The sequence below is a fragment of the Agrobacterium albertimagni AOL15 genome (assembly GCF_000300855.1).
In the GTDB taxonomy this organism is placed as follows: Bacteria; Pseudomonadota; Alphaproteobacteria; order Rhizobiales; family Rhizobiaceae; genus Allorhizobium; species Allorhizobium albertimagni.
The window spans coordinates 54,855-72,377 of the sequence record NZ_ALJF01000015.1; the positions used below are offsets into that span (position 1 = coordinate 54,855).

Consider the following 17,523-nt stretch of genomic DNA (forward strand, 5'->3'; position numbering starts at 1 on the left):
CTCCTTTTTTCCTGATTGTTCTTGGGTGGTTATTGAGCCGGGATGACCGTCGCTTCCGCCGGGCTCCAGCTCAGGCATACTTCGCTGCCGGCCGGGAATTGCCCCGGGGGATATTTGTCGACATGGGCTTCGAGGGACACGGCCTTGCCATCGCCGAGCCGTGCGACGAGGTGGGCGATATGTCCCACCACCTCTGAACGCTCGATGCGGGCATCGACAAGATTGCGATTTCCCGCCAGCGCCTCGCGACGTGTCGCGCAATGAAGCTCGACAGCTTCGGCGGGAATGACGAGGTTGACGCGGCCTTTGCTGGCAACCGTCCCGTTCGCTTGACCCGCCAGTGTGCCAATCCCGGTAGAAACGATGATGTCGTCCCCTTCCTGCCCGGCAACCTCACCCGACAGGACCGTATTGCGGCCGATGAACTGGGCAACGAACGGCGTGTTCGGTCGGGTGTAGAGTTGATGCGGAGGGCTGACTTGCTCCACGCGCCCCTGGTTCATCACGACGATGCGGTCAGACAGGGCCAGGGCTTCCGACTGGGCGTGCGTGACGAAGATGAAGGTGACACCAAGGCTTTTCTGAAGGAGCTTCAGTTCATTCTGGATTGCCTTGCGCAGGTTGGCGTCGAGCGCGCCTAGCGGCTCGTCAAGCAACAGGATGTCCGGCTCGACGACGAGGCCGCGGGCAAGTGCAATACGCTGGCGCTGCCCCCCGGAGAGACGGTCGGGCTTGCGCTCGGCAATATCTTCAAGCCCGAGCGTTGCAAGAATGCGGTCGACCTTTGCCTCGCGTTCGGCTTTGGCCACGCCCTTGACTTCCAGCCCGTAGCCGACATTGCGGCGCACAGTCATATGCGGAAAGAGTGCGTAATTCTGGAAGATCATGGAGGTCGGGCGGCGCTGCGGCGGCACGTCGTTCATGCGCTCGCCCCGGATCATCATGTCGCCGGAGGAGATGCTCTCAAAGCCCGCGATCATCCGCAGCGTCGTGGTCTTGCCGCAGCCGGATGGACCGAGGAAAGCAATGAACTCACCTTTTTTCACAGACATGTTGAAGTCGATGACGGCCGGCGTGCCATTGTCGTAGACCTTGCCGACTTTGTTGAGTTCCAGATCGAATATCATTGGGGGGTCTCCCGAAGTGAAGGCCAGGGACCGGGGCCGATCGCCCCGGTCCGCGCGTCTTGGGATTATGCGTTCAGGAACTCGTCCCACTTCTGGATGAGGTGGTCGTATTCTTCCGGCCACTGGTGCCAGTAGGCCACGTTCTTCGAGCGCTCTTCCAGCGAGCCACCGTCGCGCAGGTCGCCTTCCTTGATGCCGCGCTCTTCCGCGCCGACCCAGGGCTTGCCTTCGTACCAGAAGGCATATTTTTCCGGGGCCATGACATCCTTGATGTTGGTGGACGGCGAATAGTAGCCCTGTTCGGATACTGTGATGCCCGGTTCGCCCGAAAGCCAGTAGTCGGCATAGGCGATGACAGCTTCCCTGTTGGCGGTGCCCGCGATCATCGACGGACCGATGGCCCAGCCACGATAGCCTTCCTTCGGCACGGCATACTTGGCAGGCTTGCCCTGCGCCTTGACGGCCATGACGGCCGGTTGCCAGGCGTCGGAGACGACCATTTCGCCCGAGGCCATCAGGTTGACGAGTTCCCCGAAGTCACCCCAGAGGGCGCGGAACTGGCCTTCTTTCTTCTTCGAGATGAGGAAAGCTGCGGCTTCGTCAATTTCGGCGGTCGTCGGATTGCCCGGGTTCTTGACGTCGGAGAGGCCAAGCGAATTCATCGCCATGATCGCCTGTCCAAACGCTATGAGCGGGTCGGTGTTGAGGCCCGACTTGCCCTTCCACTTGGGATCGAAGATGCAGGCCCAGGTATTGGCTTCTTCTGCCGAGACCACGTCCGGATTGTAGCCGATCGAGTCATAGTTGTAGACGGCAGGAACCATGTTGAGCACGGTCTGCGCCTCATCGGCCCAGATCTGGCCAATGATCTGCGCGGAGCGATCCCACTTGTCGCTGGGCGTGGTGAAGGTATCTCGAATATTGGCCCAGTTCTTGAGCGATGCAGCAGGGATCGGCTCGACATTGTCGGTCATGGTGATCGACGGCAGACGCTCCGCGATGATTTCCCAGCAATCGTAATCCTTGGAGCCCGAGAGGATCTTGGTCTGCGCGTCCGGGAAAGTCGCGGCGGTACCTGAGGTCGTGCCGACGCCAGACGCTTTCTTGAATTCTTCGAGGATGCGCTCCTGTACCGTTACCGAAAGGCCGATGGTGCGGAGTTGCTGACCGGCGAGGTCAGCGGCCTGCGCAAAGGCCATGCGAGAGGACAGGAAGGGCGTGCCGGCACCCATGGCGAGTGCCATGGCGCCTGCCGAGCGCTTCAGGAGCGAGCGGCGATTTATTTCCGACTTGAACATGTCTCTTCTCCAGTTTGTTTATCGTTCCCCGGGGACGCTCCGCGACCCCTTTCTTGCCCCGAAACCGGAGCCGTTCAGTAACGGCCAACGAGTAGGCCGCCATCCACGACCAGCACCTGGCCAGTCATGTATCTCGCGTTGTCAGAGGCGAGGAACGCTGCGACATCAGCGATGTCCTCAGGCGTTCCAAGCCGCCCCATCGGAATGAATTCGGCAGCTTTTTCCGCACCAGCCGGGCCGAGTGAGTTCTCTTCCGAAAGGAGCTGGGCTGTGCGGATATAACCGGGTGCGATGCCATTCACGCGCACGCCGTCGCGTGCCATCTCGACGGCGAGGCCGCGCACGAGGCCGACGACGCCGGACTTGGCGGCGGAGTAGTGCACATGTTCATCCCAGCCATAGGCAACGCCCATGATGGAGGAGAGCGCAATGATCGAGCCGGAACGGCGTGCACGCATGCCAGGGGCGGCCGCCCGCACGAGCCGAAAGATGCCCTTGAGGTCGATGTCGAAAGTGAGATCCCACTTCTCATCGGTGAGGGCTGAAAGCGGCGTACGGTGGGCGATACCAGCATTGGCGACAATCACGTCGATCCGGCCATGGCGCGCCTCGACATCTGCAACGAGCCTGTCAGTCGCCTCGGTCGAGCGCACATCGTAGACATGGAACTCGGCAGAGCCCCCGGCGGCCAGTATCGCATCTGCGGTATCTTGCCCTTGCTTCTCGAGGATATCGGTGACCACGACATGGTCACCGAGCGCCGCAAAAGCCCTGGCGGCAGCGTTGCCGATGCCGATCCCGGCCCCTGTCACAATCACGATGCGCTTTTTCTGTTCAGTCATTTCACTCTCCGAGATCAAAGCATGACGTCGCCGGAATTGGGCCCAAGGGTCTGTCCGACAAACAGGCTGGCCGCCGGTGAGGCTAAGAACGCGACCGCCTCGGCCACCTCTTCCGGTTCACCGAAACGACCCAGCGGCAGGCCGGCACGTTTGGCAGCACGCCATTCTTCCGAGAGTTCCAGGACGAGAGGCGTGTTGATCGGCCCGGGTGCAACCGCGTTGACGCGCACGCCGCGGCTCGACACCTCACGGGCGAGCGCCTTGGTCATGCCGATGATCGCGGCCTTGGCGCTGGAATAGTGAACCAGTTCGATGCCGCCAATCTGGCCGAGCTGGGATGCAACATTGACGATGGCACCCGTGCTGGAAGCCAGCATGGCCGGCAATACGGCTTTGGTCATGAGGAAGGTGCCGCGCACGTGAACGGCAAACATCCGGTCGAAATCGGCAACCTCCAGGTTCTCGAACAATGATTGGTGAGCGATGCCGGCATTGTTGACGAGCAGCGTGACCTCGCCATGGCCGGCGATGGCGGCTGCGTGGATTGTCGAAACATCAGCCTCGTTTGAGACATCGCCGGACACAGCGACCGCTTGGCCACCTTTCGTCTTGATGTCGGCGGCAACCGCCTCTGCCCGCGAAAGGGAGAGGTCGTTGACCGTGACGGCGTAGCCATCAGCTGCAAGCTTGAGGGCAATGGCCCGGCCGATACCGGAACCTGCACCGGTGACGAGTGCGCAACCAGCCATCACGCCTCCTCCTGGATTGCCATGCGCCGCGCCCGGCGGACCGAGAGCCCCATCAGCAGGGCATATGTGCCGAGCAGCGCGAAGGAAAACAGTGTCGTCAGCACGCCAAAGGCAAAGACGTTGGGGTGCACTTCAACCGAGAAGGTTCCATAGATCGCCAACGGCAGCGTCAGATCACGGCCTGAGGCAAAAAGGGTACGAGAGAACTCGTCATAGGAGAGGGTGAAGGCAAACAGCATGGCCGAGAGCACGCCGGGGAAGATCAGCGGAAAGGTAATCTTGCGGAAGGTCCGTGCCGGGGTGACGCCGAGCGACCAGGCAGCTTCCTCAACGCTCGGATCGAACCGGTTGAAGATTGCCAGCATCACCAGGAAGGCGAAGGGGAAGGTGTAGACGACGTGCAGAACGAAGGCGGTGCCCCACCAGTGCCGGTCGATGCCGAGAGTATTGGCGACGAGGGCCATGCCAAGGCCCACGAGTACGCCCGGAACCATCATGCCGAGCACGATGAGATAAAAGACGATGCCGGAGCCACGGAATTTCTGGCGAAAGGCCTGAGCGGCCGCGACGCCGAGCACGGTCGAGACGACCATGGTCATGGCCGCAAGCGCCAGCGAGCGCACCAGGCCCTGTTCGATCGGCAACGGCGCGATACGCGACGGTGGCGTCAGACCGAAGAGATGCTTGTACCAATAGGTCGACCATTCGATGATCGGGAACTGCGGTCCGCCTTCGGGTCCCGTCTGGAACGAGAGGATGGCGAGCACAACCAGCGGCCCATAAAGGAAGACGATGAACAGCGCGGTGTAAACGCCGAGACCAAGCTTGATGCCGGATGCGTTCATGGCTCAGAGCTCCTTCCTGAGATCGACGACCCTCAACAGGGCGGCGACGACCGCGCCCATGAGAACGGTCAGCACCACGCCGGCGACAGCCGCGAAGGCCCATTTCAACGATCCGACCTGAGTGACGATGATATTGCCGAGCAGATTGACCTTGCGGCCGGATAGCGCAGCGGATGTGGCGAATTCACCCAGAACCATGACCGAGACGAAGATGGCGCCGACCACCACGCCCGGCATGGAGAGCGGCAGGATGATGGTGCGGAAGATGCGCCAGAAGCTGGCACCGAGATCCTGCGCCGCCTCGATGACCGAGGGGTCGATGCGACCGAGCATGAAGGCGATCGGCCCGACCATGAACACGCAGTAGATCTGCGTCATGCCGATGATGACTGACAGCTCGGAAAACAGCAGCACTTCGATGGGCTGGGTGATGACACCAATTTTCATCAGGATCATGTTGATCGCCCCCTCCTTGCCGAGCATTGGCCGCCAGGCCAGCACACGAATAAGGAAGGAGGTCCAGAACGGGATGACGCACAGGACCAGCAATGCCGTGGACAGCGTCTTGTTCTTGACGAAGAGCCCAACGAAGAGTGCGGCTGGATAACCCACGAGAAGCGTGCAGGCGAGCACGATCAGCCAGATGCGAATGGTGGTCCACAGGGCGCCGAGATAGGTGTCAGAAGAGAAGAAGGTGACCCAGCTCTTCAGCGTCAGCGTCGGCTCGATCTTGAAGGTGGTCTGCGTCCAGAAGGAAACATAGACCATCATCAAGATTGGCGCGACGAGGAACAGCAGCATCCAGAGGACGCCGGGCGCCAACAGCCAGAAGCTGCGGTTTTTTTGCCGGCGGGTCGGGTTTTCCGTTGTCTCAACGGGCATGTCATGGCTGGTAGCGGCCATCGTCATCTCTCATTCTCCGATGCGGCAGGGATAGGTGCGAGGCACGGGTTTCCACGCCAAGGCATCTCAGGTGAAGACATCTCAAGTGAAGACAAGGGCGTCCTCCCGTTTCCAGGCAAGCGCATAGCGCCCCTTCTCTTCGTAGGCCTCCGGCGCCGAATGGCTGAGATGCGTCTCCACCTCGAAAACGCGACCGTCATCGAGGGCGAAAAAGGAATTGATTGCGGCTCCGGAATACTCGCTGGCCACGAAATTGCCCTCGATCGAGACCTCGTCGCCTGCTGGCGGCATGCCCAGTGGACGGATCGAGACACGATCGTAGCGGATGGCATAGGCCGGCTGGCCCGCTGAATGGTGCTGACCACCGAGCGGCAGGTTGCCCACGGAACTTCGGAAGGTTTCGCCAGCAACCTCGCCTGAAAAGATGTTGTAGCAGTTGAGGAAGCGGGCAACGTCGGCGGAAGCTGGCTGGCTGTAGAGCGTGCCGGCATCCGCCGACTGGGCGATGCGGCCACGGTCGAGCACCAGCACGGTATCGCCCATGGCGAGTGCCTCGGTCTCAGATCCCGTGACATGCAGGAAGGTCACACCGCAACGTTCGCGGATTGCTCTGAGCTCGCCGCGCATGCGGGTGCGCAGGTTTGCATCAAGGGCCCCGAGCGGCTCGTCGAGCAGCACCATGCTCGGCTCGGTCACCAGCGTGCGGGCAAGGGCGACACGCTGCTTCTGACCACCGGAGATCTGCGTGGTTGCACGATCCTCGAGCCCGGAGAGCCCGACGAGAGCAATCATGTCACGGACCCTGGCCGCGACGACCTTCTGGTCGGTGACCGGATCCAAGACGCGGTTTTCCAGGCCAAAGGCAATATTCTGCGCGACGCTCAAATGCGGAAAGAGCGCGAAGTTCTGGAAAACAAAGCCGATGCCGCGTTCGTGCGGCGCAACACCGTCGATGCGTTTGCCGGAAAAGAGGATCTCGCCGCCATCGGGCTGTTCGAAGCCCGCAATGATGCGCAAGAGCGTGGTTTTGCCCGAACCACTCGGCCCAAGCAGCGATATGTAAGCGTCTTCGGCAAGTGCTGCATCAATGCCGACCAAGGCAGGCACGCCAGCAAAGGCCTTACGCACGTTGTTCAGTTGGAGGACGGATGACACGTCTGTTCCCACCAGTTTCTAGCCGGAAGATCACTTGCGCACAGCTCCGCACCCCACCGGACGCGACATGCGTGCGATGAACACAAAAGCTATCGTTCACGCATCGTCAGATGCGCGCCACAGCGATGTTCCTGAGCATTTTCGTTTCGTTCCACACTCGACGCCTCTTCCGGGCGCCTTGACTTTCAAAACCATGCCATGAATGGTTTTTGTATTCAATAGACTTTTTTGGATAATTCGAAAATGGATTTTTCGTCGTCGATTTCGAGAAAAATCCATTCAATCCTGGCGACCGCTTGACGAGCTCACTGCCGCCCATAGTCGCCTTTCACGCGGCTTTCGTCCGGCAAATCAACCCGAATCCCGAAAGCCTCGCTTAGTTCTCAACCAATTAAGGCAGGCCACGCCAGTAGGTAAAGCTGCGCACCTCGCCATCAGAACTTCCTAGATTTTGTATTCAAAATCCATTTGTGCCATTCTTTCTTTATGCCGCAGAATACGGCAGAGTGCGGCTCACTATCGAAGCCGACAGACGACGGAGCCAATGAAGGAAGATCAGGCAGCCAGCAGCACCCAGCGGCGCTACGAGATCGCCGAGGACGTGCTTCGCAGCAACATCGAAACGGGCACGCTGCCACCAGGTCTCGTACTGCTGGAGGGGCCGATTGCAGATATTCTGCAGACCTCGCGCGCGCCGGTGCAACGCGCCCTGCAGACGCTGGAAGCGGAAGGGCTGGTACACCGCTTTTCCGGTCGCGGTTTTCTTGTGGGGCCACCAGGCACGGCTAGCGAGCCGAACCGGACCGATATCAAGTCGCTCGGCCTCGTGGTTCCGCGCCATGCCGACGAGGCGCTTCAAAGCCGCTCCTCCTGGGAGCGCATCTACAATACCGTAGAGGCGGATGTTGCCGGCTGCGTCGTGTTCGGACGCTATCGCATTATCGAGATCGAGCTCGCCAACCATTTCAATGTCAGTCGCACGGTTGTGCGCGATGTGCTGACGCGCCTGCGCGAACGTGGACTTGTGCGAAAGAACCAGAGCTCGCACTGGATTGCAGGCCCGCTGACGGCGCAAACGGTCAAGGATCACTTCGTGCTGCGCAAGATGCTGGAGCCGCCGGCAATCCGCCTTGGCGCAGGCGCTATCGACCCCAGACGTCTCGACGCCCTTCTTCAGCACCTGCGTGCCACGGAAGCGACGAGCAATGCGGGTTCGCTCAGCGAGATCGAGACAATCCAGTCCGAGTTCATCGAGTGCTGCGTCCTTGCGGCTCCGAACGACCGACTGAAGGACCTGGTGCGCAACAATCTCATGCCGGTCCTTGCCACCGACCGCCTGCTTCGCCGTCTTGGCTTGCCTGGCGATCCCGCGATCATTACGGAACTGCGTCTGATCACAGAACTGCTTCTGCGTGGCGCGACCGAAGCTGCCGTATCGATGATGGAAACCCATCTTGAGGCTTCGCTGAACCGCACGATCGCCCAAATGAAGATCGTCGCCATCGTGCCCGGCCCAAGCGTCACGGCCGCCTATCTGACACCGGTTCTCGATTGATCCATCCAAGGGAACGAGGACTGAACACAGCACAGCGACGAAGACCATTGGAGCCTCCTACGCCAGCACTTCACGCAGATGGGCAAGTGCAGACTTTTGCGCCTTGCGCGCTTCCAGTGCCTCCTCCATCGTTACCCGGACGAACCGCGTTGGTGTATGTGGCTGCAATTGGCCGATGAGATCCATATCAGCGGAGATGACTGTACCGAGCATGAAATAGCCACCGCCTGAAACGGCATCGCGGTGCAGGATGATCGGTTCGGTGCCACCCGGGACCTGGATAGAGCCGTAGGGATAGCAGCTGTCGACGATGTTTGATGGATCGGAGCCCGCACCGAAAGGCGGTATGCGATCGACGAAATCGAGCTTGCGACCACCCCGGAAGCGGTAGCCCATGCGGTCGGCCTCAGGTGCCACTTTCCACGTGTCCTCGAAGAAGTTCCGGCCCGCGTCTTCCGTGATGCGATGCCAGTAAAGACCCGGCAGGACACGAAGTTCTGCCGGCATCCCAGGCTTGCGGCGCAGGGCTTCGGGAACGGACTTTCCTTCGACACCACCCAGCGCTTCTCCGACGGGCAGGTGATCACCGGCAGAAAGCGGCCGGCCGTTCAGGCCGCCGAGCGCCCCGATGGCATAGGTCGAGCGGGAACCGAGTGCAAGCGGCACATCGATGCCGCCGGAAATCGCAATATAGATGCGAGCGCCAGTCTTCAGATAGTCAAAGGTCAGCACCTGACCTGCCTTGACTTGGAAGGCAGTCCAGCCAGGCTTTTCTTCACCATCGACCTTGATCGGCATTTCGGCGCCGGTGACGGCGACCATGGCATCTGTCTCGAACTCAAGCGTCGGTCCGATGAAGACGGCTTCGAGGCCGGCTGCCCCCTCGTCATTGCCGACAAGCAGATTGGCAGCCTTGAGCGCCAGCCGATCCATGGCGCCGCCGAGCGGAATACCGAGATGAAAATAACCCGGGCGACCGAGATCCTGGATGGAGGTGGCAAGACCCGGATGAACAACCTTAATGGCCATGGAGAATGCCCTCCAGCTTTGCGTTATAGCCGTCGATGTCCTTGCTGAATTCGGTCAGGTCGAATTTCACCTCGCGGATCGGCGGGGAAAATTGGCCCTTGTCTACGTCTTCCACCGCCTGATCATAACCGTCGCGATCAACAGGCTTGAACTTGACGATGTCGCCGGGGCGGAAAAAGACCATGAAGTCCTTCAGGTAGGACGTCGCCTGGGTCGGATCGTAGATCGGCATCGGCGTGATGCCGAACATCTGGTAGCCGCCAGCTCCGCGCACGGAATAGATACAGCCAAAGCAGCCCCCATGGCCGACGGTCAGGCGTGGCGTATCGGTGCGCGGACGCAGGTATTTCGGCACTTCGATCTGTCGCTGGCGCTCGACCATCTGGTACATGAATGGCAGGCCGGAGACGAAGCCGACCATGGAGACAAACCAGGGCGAACCGGCATGGGCCTTGATGAATTCGTCAACCGAGCCGTAACTGTTTATCCTGGCTGCATAATCGAGATCCGTCCCAGAAGGGTCCTGATGACGTTCGCGAAAACGCATTAGCGTCTCATGGGTCCAGGGATCATTGTAGAAGACGGGGATTTCAACGATACGCGTCGAGATAACAGGCTCGGACTTGGAGGCCGCCAGCTCGATCGCCTGCACTTCCTTCAAAATGTCGTCGGGATGAATGACGTCGGGATCGAACTTGATTTGGAAGGAGGCATTGGCCGGGCAGATTTCGGTAATGCCCTTGATACCGGCCTGCCGGATGCCGCTGGTCATCGACATAGAGCTGAAGAAGGCGTCGAGGGACATTTCATCAGAGCATTCGACGAACAAGTGTTCGTCGCCGCCGAATGTATAGCGCATGGGCATCACGCAACCTCCTTGGGTGGGACAGGGCTCTGGAATGCGGTGTCCAGCCAGGGCTCGAGGAACCGAGTGTGGACGTCGCCAGAAGCAATGGCAGGGTCGGCGGCCAGCGCCAGGTGCAACGGGATGGTCGTTGCGAGCCCCTTGATCTCCAAAGTCTGAAGCGCCTGTCTCAAGCGGTTCAGGCAGCTTTCGCGCGTTTCACCCCAGACGATGAGCTTGCCGAGCAGCGAATCATAAAAGGGCGGCACCTGATAGCCGGCATAAAGCATGGTGTCGAAACGAATGCCCTCGCCTTCTGGAACTGTCAGGGCCTCAATCGTGCCAGGTGCCGGCAGGAAGCCGCGCACCGGATCCTCGGCATTGATGCGGCACTCGATGGCATGTCCCTGGACCTTGATCTTATCCTGCCGGACGGAAAGCCGGTCACCACCTGCAATCCGGATCATTTCCTCGACGAGATCGATGCCCGTGACCATTTCGGTCACCGGATGTTCGACCTGGATGCGGGTATTGACCTCGATGAAATAGAATTCGCCGCTTTCCTCGTCATAGAGATACTCGACCGTGCCTGCGCCGCGATATTTGACTTCGCGGGCAAGCGCGACCGCACTGGCGCAAAGTCTTGTGCGCACGGCGTCGGGCAGACGAAAGGCGGGCGCCTCTTCCCAAACCTTCTGCCGGCGACGTTGCAACGAGCACTCGCGCTCGAAGCAGTGCACCGCATCGATGCCGTCACCGAGTATCTGGACCTCGACATGTCGGGCGCGGGTGATGACCTTCTCGACATAGAGCCCGCCGTCACCAAAGGCCGCGAGCGCTTCGGCTGAAGCCTGCGGGAAATGGCGTTCGAAATCCTCCATGGTCTCGGCGATGCGAATACCGCGACCACCACCACCGGCAGCCGCCTTGATCATCACCGGAAACCCGATCCCGGCGACAACGATGCGGGCCGCGTCGAGATCGTCGATGCGACCATCCGATCCTGGAACAGTCGGCACGCCGGCCGCTTTGGCAACTTTGCGAGCCTCGACCTTGTCGCCGAGCAGCTGGATTGCCTGCGCACTCGGCCCGATGAATACGAGACCCGCATCCGTAACCGCCTTGGCAAATGCTGCGTTTTCCGAAAGGAAGCCATAACCTGGATGAACTGCATCGACGCCCGCATCGATCGCCGCCTTCATCACGGCTGCGATATTGAGATAGGACTTGGCGGCAGACGGCGGCCCAATCTCGACAGCGGCATCGGCCATCTTCACCGCCAGCATATCGCGGTCGGCGGCGGAATAGACCTGGACGGTATGGATGCCGAGGGCCTTTGCGGCCCGGATGATCCTGACCGCGATTTCGCCCCTGTTGGCGACGAGGATCGAGCGGATGGTCATGCCTCGACCTCGGCAATCACCTGGCCCGCCATGATCGGCTCGCTGTCTTCGGCAGTAAAGACGATGGTCGAACCGGCAACATCGGCGCGCACCTCGTGAAACGTCTTCATCACCTCGATGAGGCCGATCACATCGCCTACGGCGACGGTTTCGCCATCGGCCTTGAATTCAGCGGCATCCGGAGCCGGCTTGCGGTAGAAGGTGCCGGGAAGTGGCGATCTGATCTCGAGCTTGCTCATCTTGGCCTCCGGTTACTTGATGATTTCGGAAAGGGGCGCGATACGAATGCCCTCGGCGACCAGCGCCTCACGCATCTGGCGGACAATATCGAGCGCGCCGAGCGTGTCGGAATGGAAACAGATGCTTTCAAAGGGGATGTCGATGTCCTTGCCGGTCACCGTCGTAACGGTGCCATGCGTACAGGCGCGCACCACCTTGCGGGCAATCGCTGCAGCATCCGGACGTCCGACATCGCGGGTAAAGACAATCGATCCGCTCTCGTCATAGTCCCGGTCCGCATAGAATTCGCGCACGACGGGCTGACCGGCCTCGATCGCCGCCCTTTCTGTGGCAGATCCTGCCATGCACAGCACGTAGGAACTGGGGGCGACTGTGCGCATATATTGAACGAAGATCTGCGCCAGTTCAGGATTGATTGCCATTTCCATGTAGAGCGCACCATGCGGCTTCACATGCTGGAGGCTCGCGCCGTGGCGACGAGCAAATTCGCGCAAGGCCCCGACCTGATAGACCATGTCGTTGACCAATTCGCGCGCCGTGCCATTGATCTTGCGACGTCCGAAACCCTGCAGATCGTCATAGCCCGGATGGGCGCCGATCCCCACGCCATGCTGCACAGCGGTGCGCACGGTATGGTCCATCAGATTGGGGTCGCCGGCGTGAAAGCCCGTCGCGATATTGGCGGAACTGATCAGCCCCATCAGCACATCGTCGTTAGTATCGCCAACGCGCCAACGACCAAAGGCTTCGCCCATATCGCAATTGATGTCCACGACTTCGAGTGCCACGTTTCGTCCCTACCTTGCCTGATTTTTGCGCACAAGCTGATGATGCTTTTGTTTTGGTCAGAAAATGGTAGGAAGAATTCTTTCATTTGAAAAATTGTATTTTCAGAAGCTCGATATCGAAATTACAGATGTCAGCGGAAAGGATGCTCAAGTGACGATCATCCTTGAAATGAGGCATTTGGCAGAAAATGTGACGGTTGCACGGCCAATAAATTCAATTTTTTGGAATTGTCATCTGATTTCCTAATGCTCGGCATCTGCAAAACAGAACGGAACTGTAATGACGCTAAGCCTTCGCCAAATTCGCTACTTCGTCGCAACCGCCGAAGCGGGCCAGGTGTCTCAGGCCGCGGTCAACCTGTCGATCTCGCAATCGGCGGTGACGACTGCGATCAAGGACCTGGAAGAAACAATTGGCGCAGCACTTTTTGAGCGCACACCGCATGGCATGGAACTGACCGGCGCCGGTCGGCGGTTTCTGTCCCAAGCCTATGAGATCCTGCAGAAGGTCGAGGAAGCGACGCAGCCCAGCCTTGTCTCGGAAGAAGTCACCGGCACTCTCAGCATCGCGGCGACCTATACCGTGATCGGCTATTTCCTGCCCTTCCATATAGAGCGGATGAAACGCCGATTTCCCGGTCTGTCGATCCAGCTCTTCGAGATGAACCGGGAATCTGTCGAGGAAGGGCTCCTAGCCAATCGTTACGACATCGCCGTGATGCTCACTTCCAACATCCTCAACCCGGAACTCGTTGCGGAAAAGCTCTTAAGTTCGCAGCGCCGCCTCTGGGTGCCTGCACGCCATCGATTGCTGAGCGAAAGCCAAATCGGCCTGAAGGAGGTGGCAGAAGAAGATTATATCATGCTGACAGTCGACGAGGCATCGCACAGCTCGATGAAATACTGGAGCCAGACACCGTATCTGCCTAAAATCACGCTTCGTACGTCATCGGTGGAGGCCGTGCGCTCACTCGTGGCGAATGGACAGGGTGTGGCGATCCTCTCGGACATGGTGCACCGTCCCTGGTCTCTTGAAGGCAGACGGATCGAAACGATCTCGCTCACCGATCCGATCCCCTCCATGGATGTCGGCTTGGCTTGGAAGCGGAACGCCGAGTTCAGCCCCACTATGGATGCTGTGAGAGCCTATTTCCGTCGGTCGTTCAGTGTGCCTGAATGAAAAAAGCCCGATGCAAGGGATCAGACGAAAGCCTTCGCTCAGGCAGTCAAGGTTTCAAAGGGGAAATCACGGGCCTCGACGTCGTCACCCACTCTTCGCATCATTTCTTTCGACCCCAGACAACGGTACTCGCTCCAGGCGTATCAGAATTTGATCTACCGCATGCGGCCGCGGCTCTGTGGCGGCGTGCAAAAGAAACGCAATTTGTCCGTTGCCCAACAACAGGTAGGGGCCAAGGTTGCTCTTGGCGTTAAATCATCGCAGTCTCTGTGGGCAGAAGGCGCACCAGATACAGGCGGCACCTCTAGTGAGCGTAGGGCAGCTAAGCCAAATGCTGCTATGACCAATCTGTGATCACGGGAGGCGGCCTAGAAGGCCGGTGATTTGATGGGTTTTGCGGATCACATTAAAGAAATAGAGCGAGTTGGGCGGGGCAGCAATACCGGGCGCGACGCCATCGTCGTGGATTCCTGGCGTCGCTGTCTGGAAACCTATCAGCTCGATCCGGCGCAGGCGCGCGAGGCGGTCATCGTCTCTCAGACTCGGCTGCGCGAACATCGCCAGCAGGCGGAAGACCTTGTGCATATCGCCCGCTCCGGCCTGGAGCGGCTTTACCGGCAGGTAGCTGAACAGAACTACGTGCTGCTGCTGGCAGACCGGCAAGGCGTAACCGTCGAATTCCTAGGCGATCCGTCCTTCAACAATAATCTGCGCAAGGCGGGGCTCTATCTTGGCTCAGAATGGTCCGAACCACGCGCCGGCACCTGCGCGGTGGGCGCCTGCATCGCCACGGGCGAGGCACTGACCATCCACCAGACCGACCATTTCGACATCACCCATACGCCTCTCTCCTGCACCGCCGCCCCGGTATACGATACGCAAGGGTCGCTGGCAGCTGTTCTCGACATTTCGCTCCTCAGTTCGCCCATCCTCAAGACAAGCCAGAACATGGCGCGCCATCTCGTGTCATCTACCGTGCGGCGCATCGAACTGGCCAACCTCATGGCAAACAGCCGCCACGATCTGGTGCTTCGCTTTGCTGGGGCACCAGAGTTTCTCGACGTCGACCCGGAAGCGGCGATCTCCGTCGACGGGACGGGACGGATCACCGGCATGACCCATGGAGGCGCCCGCCTTCTTGCATCATCTTCCGGTATAGACTGGCGATCACCCGAGCTTCTCATCGGACAGCCGGTCGCCCACTTCTTCCAAGCCGGGCTCGATGAACTCGCCTCGTTGACCCGCGCCAGCCTGCCGCAGGATCGGCGAATCGCGGTGCGCGACGGATCGCTGCTCTTTGCCCATGCCATTGAGCCGCAACAGCGCATGGTAAGCCTGCCGCTTGCCCACGCGTTCCGCCAGCCACCGGCAATCAGCCGGCTCGGCGGCAGCGTGCCTGCGATCGACACGCTCCGGCGCAAGTTGACCAAGCTCGCCCCCAGTCGGCTTCCAATCCTGCTGCAGGGCGAAACCGGAACTGGCAAGGAATATCTCGCCCGCATCATTCACGAGGTGAGCGGGCTTTCCGGACGCTTTGTGGCGGTCAACTGCGCCGCGATCCCGGAACAGCTGATCGAGAGCGAACTCTTCGGCCATGCGCCGGGCGCCTTCACCGGGGCCCTCGCCAAGGGCCGCAAGGGGTTGATCGAGGAGGCCGAAGGCGGAACGCTGTTCTTGGACGAGATCGGCGACATGCCTTATGCGGCACAGAGCCGGTTGCTGAGGGTCTTGGCCGAAGGCGAGGTTCTGCCCGTCGGCGGTTCGGTCGCACGCAAGGTGGACTTCCGGGTCGTCTCCGCATCGCATCACGCGCTGGCCGACATGGTCGCGGCGGGCAGGTTCCGCGAAGACCTCTATTATCGGCTCAATGCCGCCATCCTGTCGCTGCCACCGCTCTGTGAGCGCGAGGACCTGCCCTGGCTCCTCGAACGGCTGCTGGAAAAGCACGGCCCGCAGGGGCGGCCTCTCATCCTGTCCACCGCCGCCAGGATGCTGCTTCTCGCCCATCGCTGGCCAGGCAATATCCGCGAGCTGGACAATGCCATCGCCTTTGCGGCCGCGCTTTGCGACGACGGCGTGATCGAGGTCTCCGACCTGCCGGATCAGTTAACCCGATCGGCTCCAGTCCTCAAGGAACAGGGCCAGGAGGCGGAACTCAGGGCCGTCATCATGAGCTGCAAGGGCAACGTCTCCGAAGCGGCCCGGCGGCTTGGCATCGACCGCACGACGCTTCATCGCCGGATGCGGCGGTTCGGCATAGACCGTCCACACTGAACGGTCACTGCGGCGCCCGCCACAGCTGTTGCGCCACACCTGTGGCGCCCTCCATCGGAGGCGCTTCCGAAAGCGCTGCAATTTCAGCTTTTGCGACGGCGTGCGCGGCTGGCACACGGGTTGCTCTCCTTGATGGCATCAAAAGCAGCCTTAAGGAGGAAACATGCGCGCCCTCAGATTCCATGCCGCCAAAGACTTGCGGCTCGAAGACATTCCCGCGCCGAAGAAGCCGGGACCTGGCCAGGTTCTCGTTCGCAACCGCTTCGTCGGCATCTGCGGAACCGATCTTCACGAATACAGCTACGGTCCGATCTTCATCCCGACGGAGCCGCATCCCTTTACAGGCGCGCACGGCCCGCAGGTCCTTGGCCATGAATTCTGCGGCGTCGTCGAAACGGTTGGCGAAGGCGTGACCTCGGTTTCCGTCGGCGACCGCGTCTCAATTCAGCCGCTCGTCATGCCGCGTTCAGGCGACTATTACTCCGACCGCGGCCTTTTCCATTTGAGCACGCAGCTGGCGCTGGTGGGCCTGAGTTGGGAGGGCGGTGGGATGGCCGAAGCTGCTCTCGTGAACGAATACAACGTCCAGAAGATCCCGGACGAAATGACTGATGAAGAGGCCGCACTGGTCGAGCCGACGGCGGTTGCCGTCTATGCCTGCGACCGCGGCAGCGTTTCCGCCGGCAACAGCGTTCTCGTCACCGGCGCCGGCCCGATCGGCATGCTGACGCTGCTCGCCGCCCGTGCCGCCGGCGCGGCTCAGGTTTTCGTGTCCGACCTGAACGATGCCCGCCTTGACTATGCCAAGGGCATTCTGCCGGACGTGGTCACCATCAACCCCAAGCGTGACAATGTCGGCGATGTGGTCCGCGCGAACACGGAAGGCAATGTCGGCTGCGACGTCGCCATCGAGTGCGTCGGCAACGAGCATGCGCTGAAGGCCTGCGTTGATTCCGTTCGCAAGCAGGGCGTCGTCGTCCAGACCGGCCTGCATCCGCATGAGAATCCCCTCGACTGGTTCCAGGTCACGTTCCGCGATCTTGAGGTCAAGGGGTCCTGGGCCTATCCGACCCATTATTGGCCGCGCGTCATTCGCCTGATCGCGTCCGGTCTTCTGCCGGCCAAGAAGGTCATCACCAAGCGCATCACGCTCGATACCGCCGTCAAGGAGGGTTTCGACACCCTGCTCGATCCGGCCGGTACGCATCTGAAGATCCTGATCGATCTTTCGAAGTAAGCATCCAGGACAAGGCCCGAGGGGGAGAGGAGCTCCCACGACTGCGGCCTGGAC

16 protein-coding genes are annotated in these 17,523 nt (G+C 60.5%); 4 read left to right on the forward strand and 12 right to left on the reverse strand.

Annotated elements, in window-relative coordinates:
• Window positions 1-29 precede the first annotated feature (29 nt).
• The 7 genes from QWE_RS19165 to QWE_RS19195 form a co-directional block, all read right to left on the reverse strand.
• A complete protein-coding gene (locus QWE_RS19165) occupies window positions 30-1,127 on the reverse strand; it encodes an ABC transporter ATP-binding protein (protein WP_006727829.1) in 1,098 nt (365 codons plus the stop codon).
• Between the two features lie 65 nt (window positions 1,128-1,192).
• On the reverse strand, window positions 1,193-2,425 hold the full coding sequence (locus QWE_RS19170; RefSeq protein ID WP_006727830.1) for an ABC transporter substrate-binding protein: 1,233 nt from the start codon (window positions 2,423-2,425) through the stop codon (window positions 1,193-1,195).
• 74 nt (window positions 2,426-2,499) lie between these two features.
• Window positions 2,500-3,267, reverse strand: coding sequence for an SDR family NAD(P)-dependent oxidoreductase (locus QWE_RS19175; protein ID WP_006727831.1), 768 nt, complete (start codon window positions 3,265-3,267; stop codon window positions 2,500-2,502).
• Between the two features lie 14 nt (window positions 3,268-3,281).
• A complete protein-coding gene (locus tag QWE_RS19180) occupies window positions 3,282-4,016 on the reverse strand; it encodes an SDR family NAD(P)-dependent oxidoreductase (protein WP_006727832.1) in 735 nt (244 codons plus the stop codon).
• On the reverse strand, window positions 4,016-4,861 hold the full coding sequence (locus QWE_RS19185) for an ABC transporter permease (RefSeq protein WP_006727833.1): 846 nt from the start codon (window positions 4,859-4,861) through the stop codon (window positions 4,016-4,018). The genes QWE_RS19180 and QWE_RS19185 overlap by 1 nt, the downstream gene beginning before the upstream one ends.
• A 3-nt stretch (window positions 4,862-4,864) precedes the next feature.
• Window positions 4,865-5,743, reverse strand: coding sequence for an ABC transporter permease (locus QWE_RS19190; RefSeq protein WP_420804568.1), 879 nt, complete (start codon window positions 5,741-5,743; stop codon window positions 4,865-4,867).
• 102 nt (window positions 5,744-5,845) lie between these two features.
• Window positions 5,846-6,919 carry an ABC transporter ATP-binding protein gene (locus tag QWE_RS19195; protein ID WP_006727835.1) on the reverse strand — a complete coding sequence of 358 codons (1,074 nt, stop codon included), beginning with the start codon at window positions 6,917-6,919 and terminating at the stop codon, window positions 5,846-5,848.
• Between the two features lie 544 nt (window positions 6,920-7,463).
• On the opposite strand from QWE_RS19195, the gene QWE_RS19200 reads away from it, so the two are divergent.
• Window positions 7,464-8,474: a GntR family transcriptional regulator gene (locus QWE_RS19200; RefSeq protein ID WP_006727836.1), complete on the forward strand. Its 1,011-nt coding sequence runs from the start codon at window positions 7,464-7,466 to the stop codon at window positions 8,472-8,474.
• A 57-nt stretch (window positions 8,475-8,531) separates the two neighbouring features.
• On the opposite strand, the gene QWE_RS19205 is transcribed toward QWE_RS19200, so the two are convergent.
• From QWE_RS19205 to QWE_RS19225, 5 genes are read right to left on the reverse strand one after another with little or no spacing between them, the layout of a single operon-like run.
• On the reverse strand, window positions 8,532-9,503 hold the full coding sequence (locus QWE_RS19205) for a 5-oxoprolinase subunit C family protein (RefSeq protein ID WP_006727837.1): 972 nt from the start codon (window positions 9,501-9,503) through the stop codon (window positions 8,532-8,534).
• The gene (locus QWE_RS19210) at window positions 9,493-10,368 is read right to left on the reverse strand and encodes a 5-oxoprolinase subunit B family protein (RefSeq protein WP_006727838.1); all 876 of its coding nucleotides are present in this window, start codon (window positions 10,366-10,368) and stop codon (window positions 9,493-9,495) included. Before QWE_RS19210 ends, QWE_RS19205 begins: the two co-directional genes overlap by 11 nt.
• Window positions 10,368-11,750, reverse strand: coding sequence for an acetyl-CoA carboxylase biotin carboxylase subunit (locus QWE_RS19215; protein WP_006727839.1), 1,383 nt, complete (start codon window positions 11,748-11,750; stop codon window positions 10,368-10,370). Before QWE_RS19215 ends, QWE_RS19210 begins: the two co-directional genes overlap by 1 nt.
• On the reverse strand, window positions 11,747-11,989 hold the full coding sequence (locus QWE_RS19220; protein WP_006727840.1) for an acetyl-CoA carboxylase: 243 nt from the start codon (window positions 11,987-11,989) through the stop codon (window positions 11,747-11,749). The genes QWE_RS19215 and QWE_RS19220 overlap by 4 nt, the downstream gene beginning before the upstream one ends.
• A gap of 12 nt (window positions 11,990-12,001) precedes the next feature.
• Window positions 12,002-12,778 (reverse strand): 5-oxoprolinase subunit PxpA, encoded by a 777-nt coding sequence (locus QWE_RS19225; RefSeq protein ID WP_006727841.1) that lies wholly within the window; start codon window positions 12,776-12,778, stop codon window positions 12,002-12,004.
• 280 nt (window positions 12,779-13,058) lie between these two features.
• Here QWE_RS19225 and QWE_RS19230 point away from each other — a divergent pair, with 280 nt between their 5' ends.
• The 3 genes from QWE_RS19230 to QWE_RS19240 all read left to right on the forward strand — a co-directional run bounded on the left by QWE_RS19230 (window position 13,059) and on the right by QWE_RS19240 (window position 17,469).
• Complete coding sequence (locus QWE_RS19230) at window positions 13,059-13,958, forward strand: LysR family transcriptional regulator (RefSeq protein ID WP_006727842.1); 900 nt, start codon at window positions 13,059-13,061, stop codon at window positions 13,956-13,958.
• 387 nt (window positions 13,959-14,345) lie between these two features.
• Window positions 14,346-16,232: a sigma-54-dependent Fis family transcriptional regulator gene (locus QWE_RS19235; RefSeq protein ID WP_006727843.1), complete on the forward strand. Its 1,887-nt coding sequence runs from the start codon at window positions 14,346-14,348 to the stop codon at window positions 16,230-16,232.
• A gap of 163 nt (window positions 16,233-16,395) precedes the next feature.
• A complete protein-coding gene (locus QWE_RS19240; protein ID WP_006727844.1) occupies window positions 16,396-17,469 on the forward strand; it encodes a 2,3-butanediol dehydrogenase in 1,074 nt (357 codons plus the stop codon).
• Window positions 17,470-17,523 lie beyond the last annotated feature (54 nt).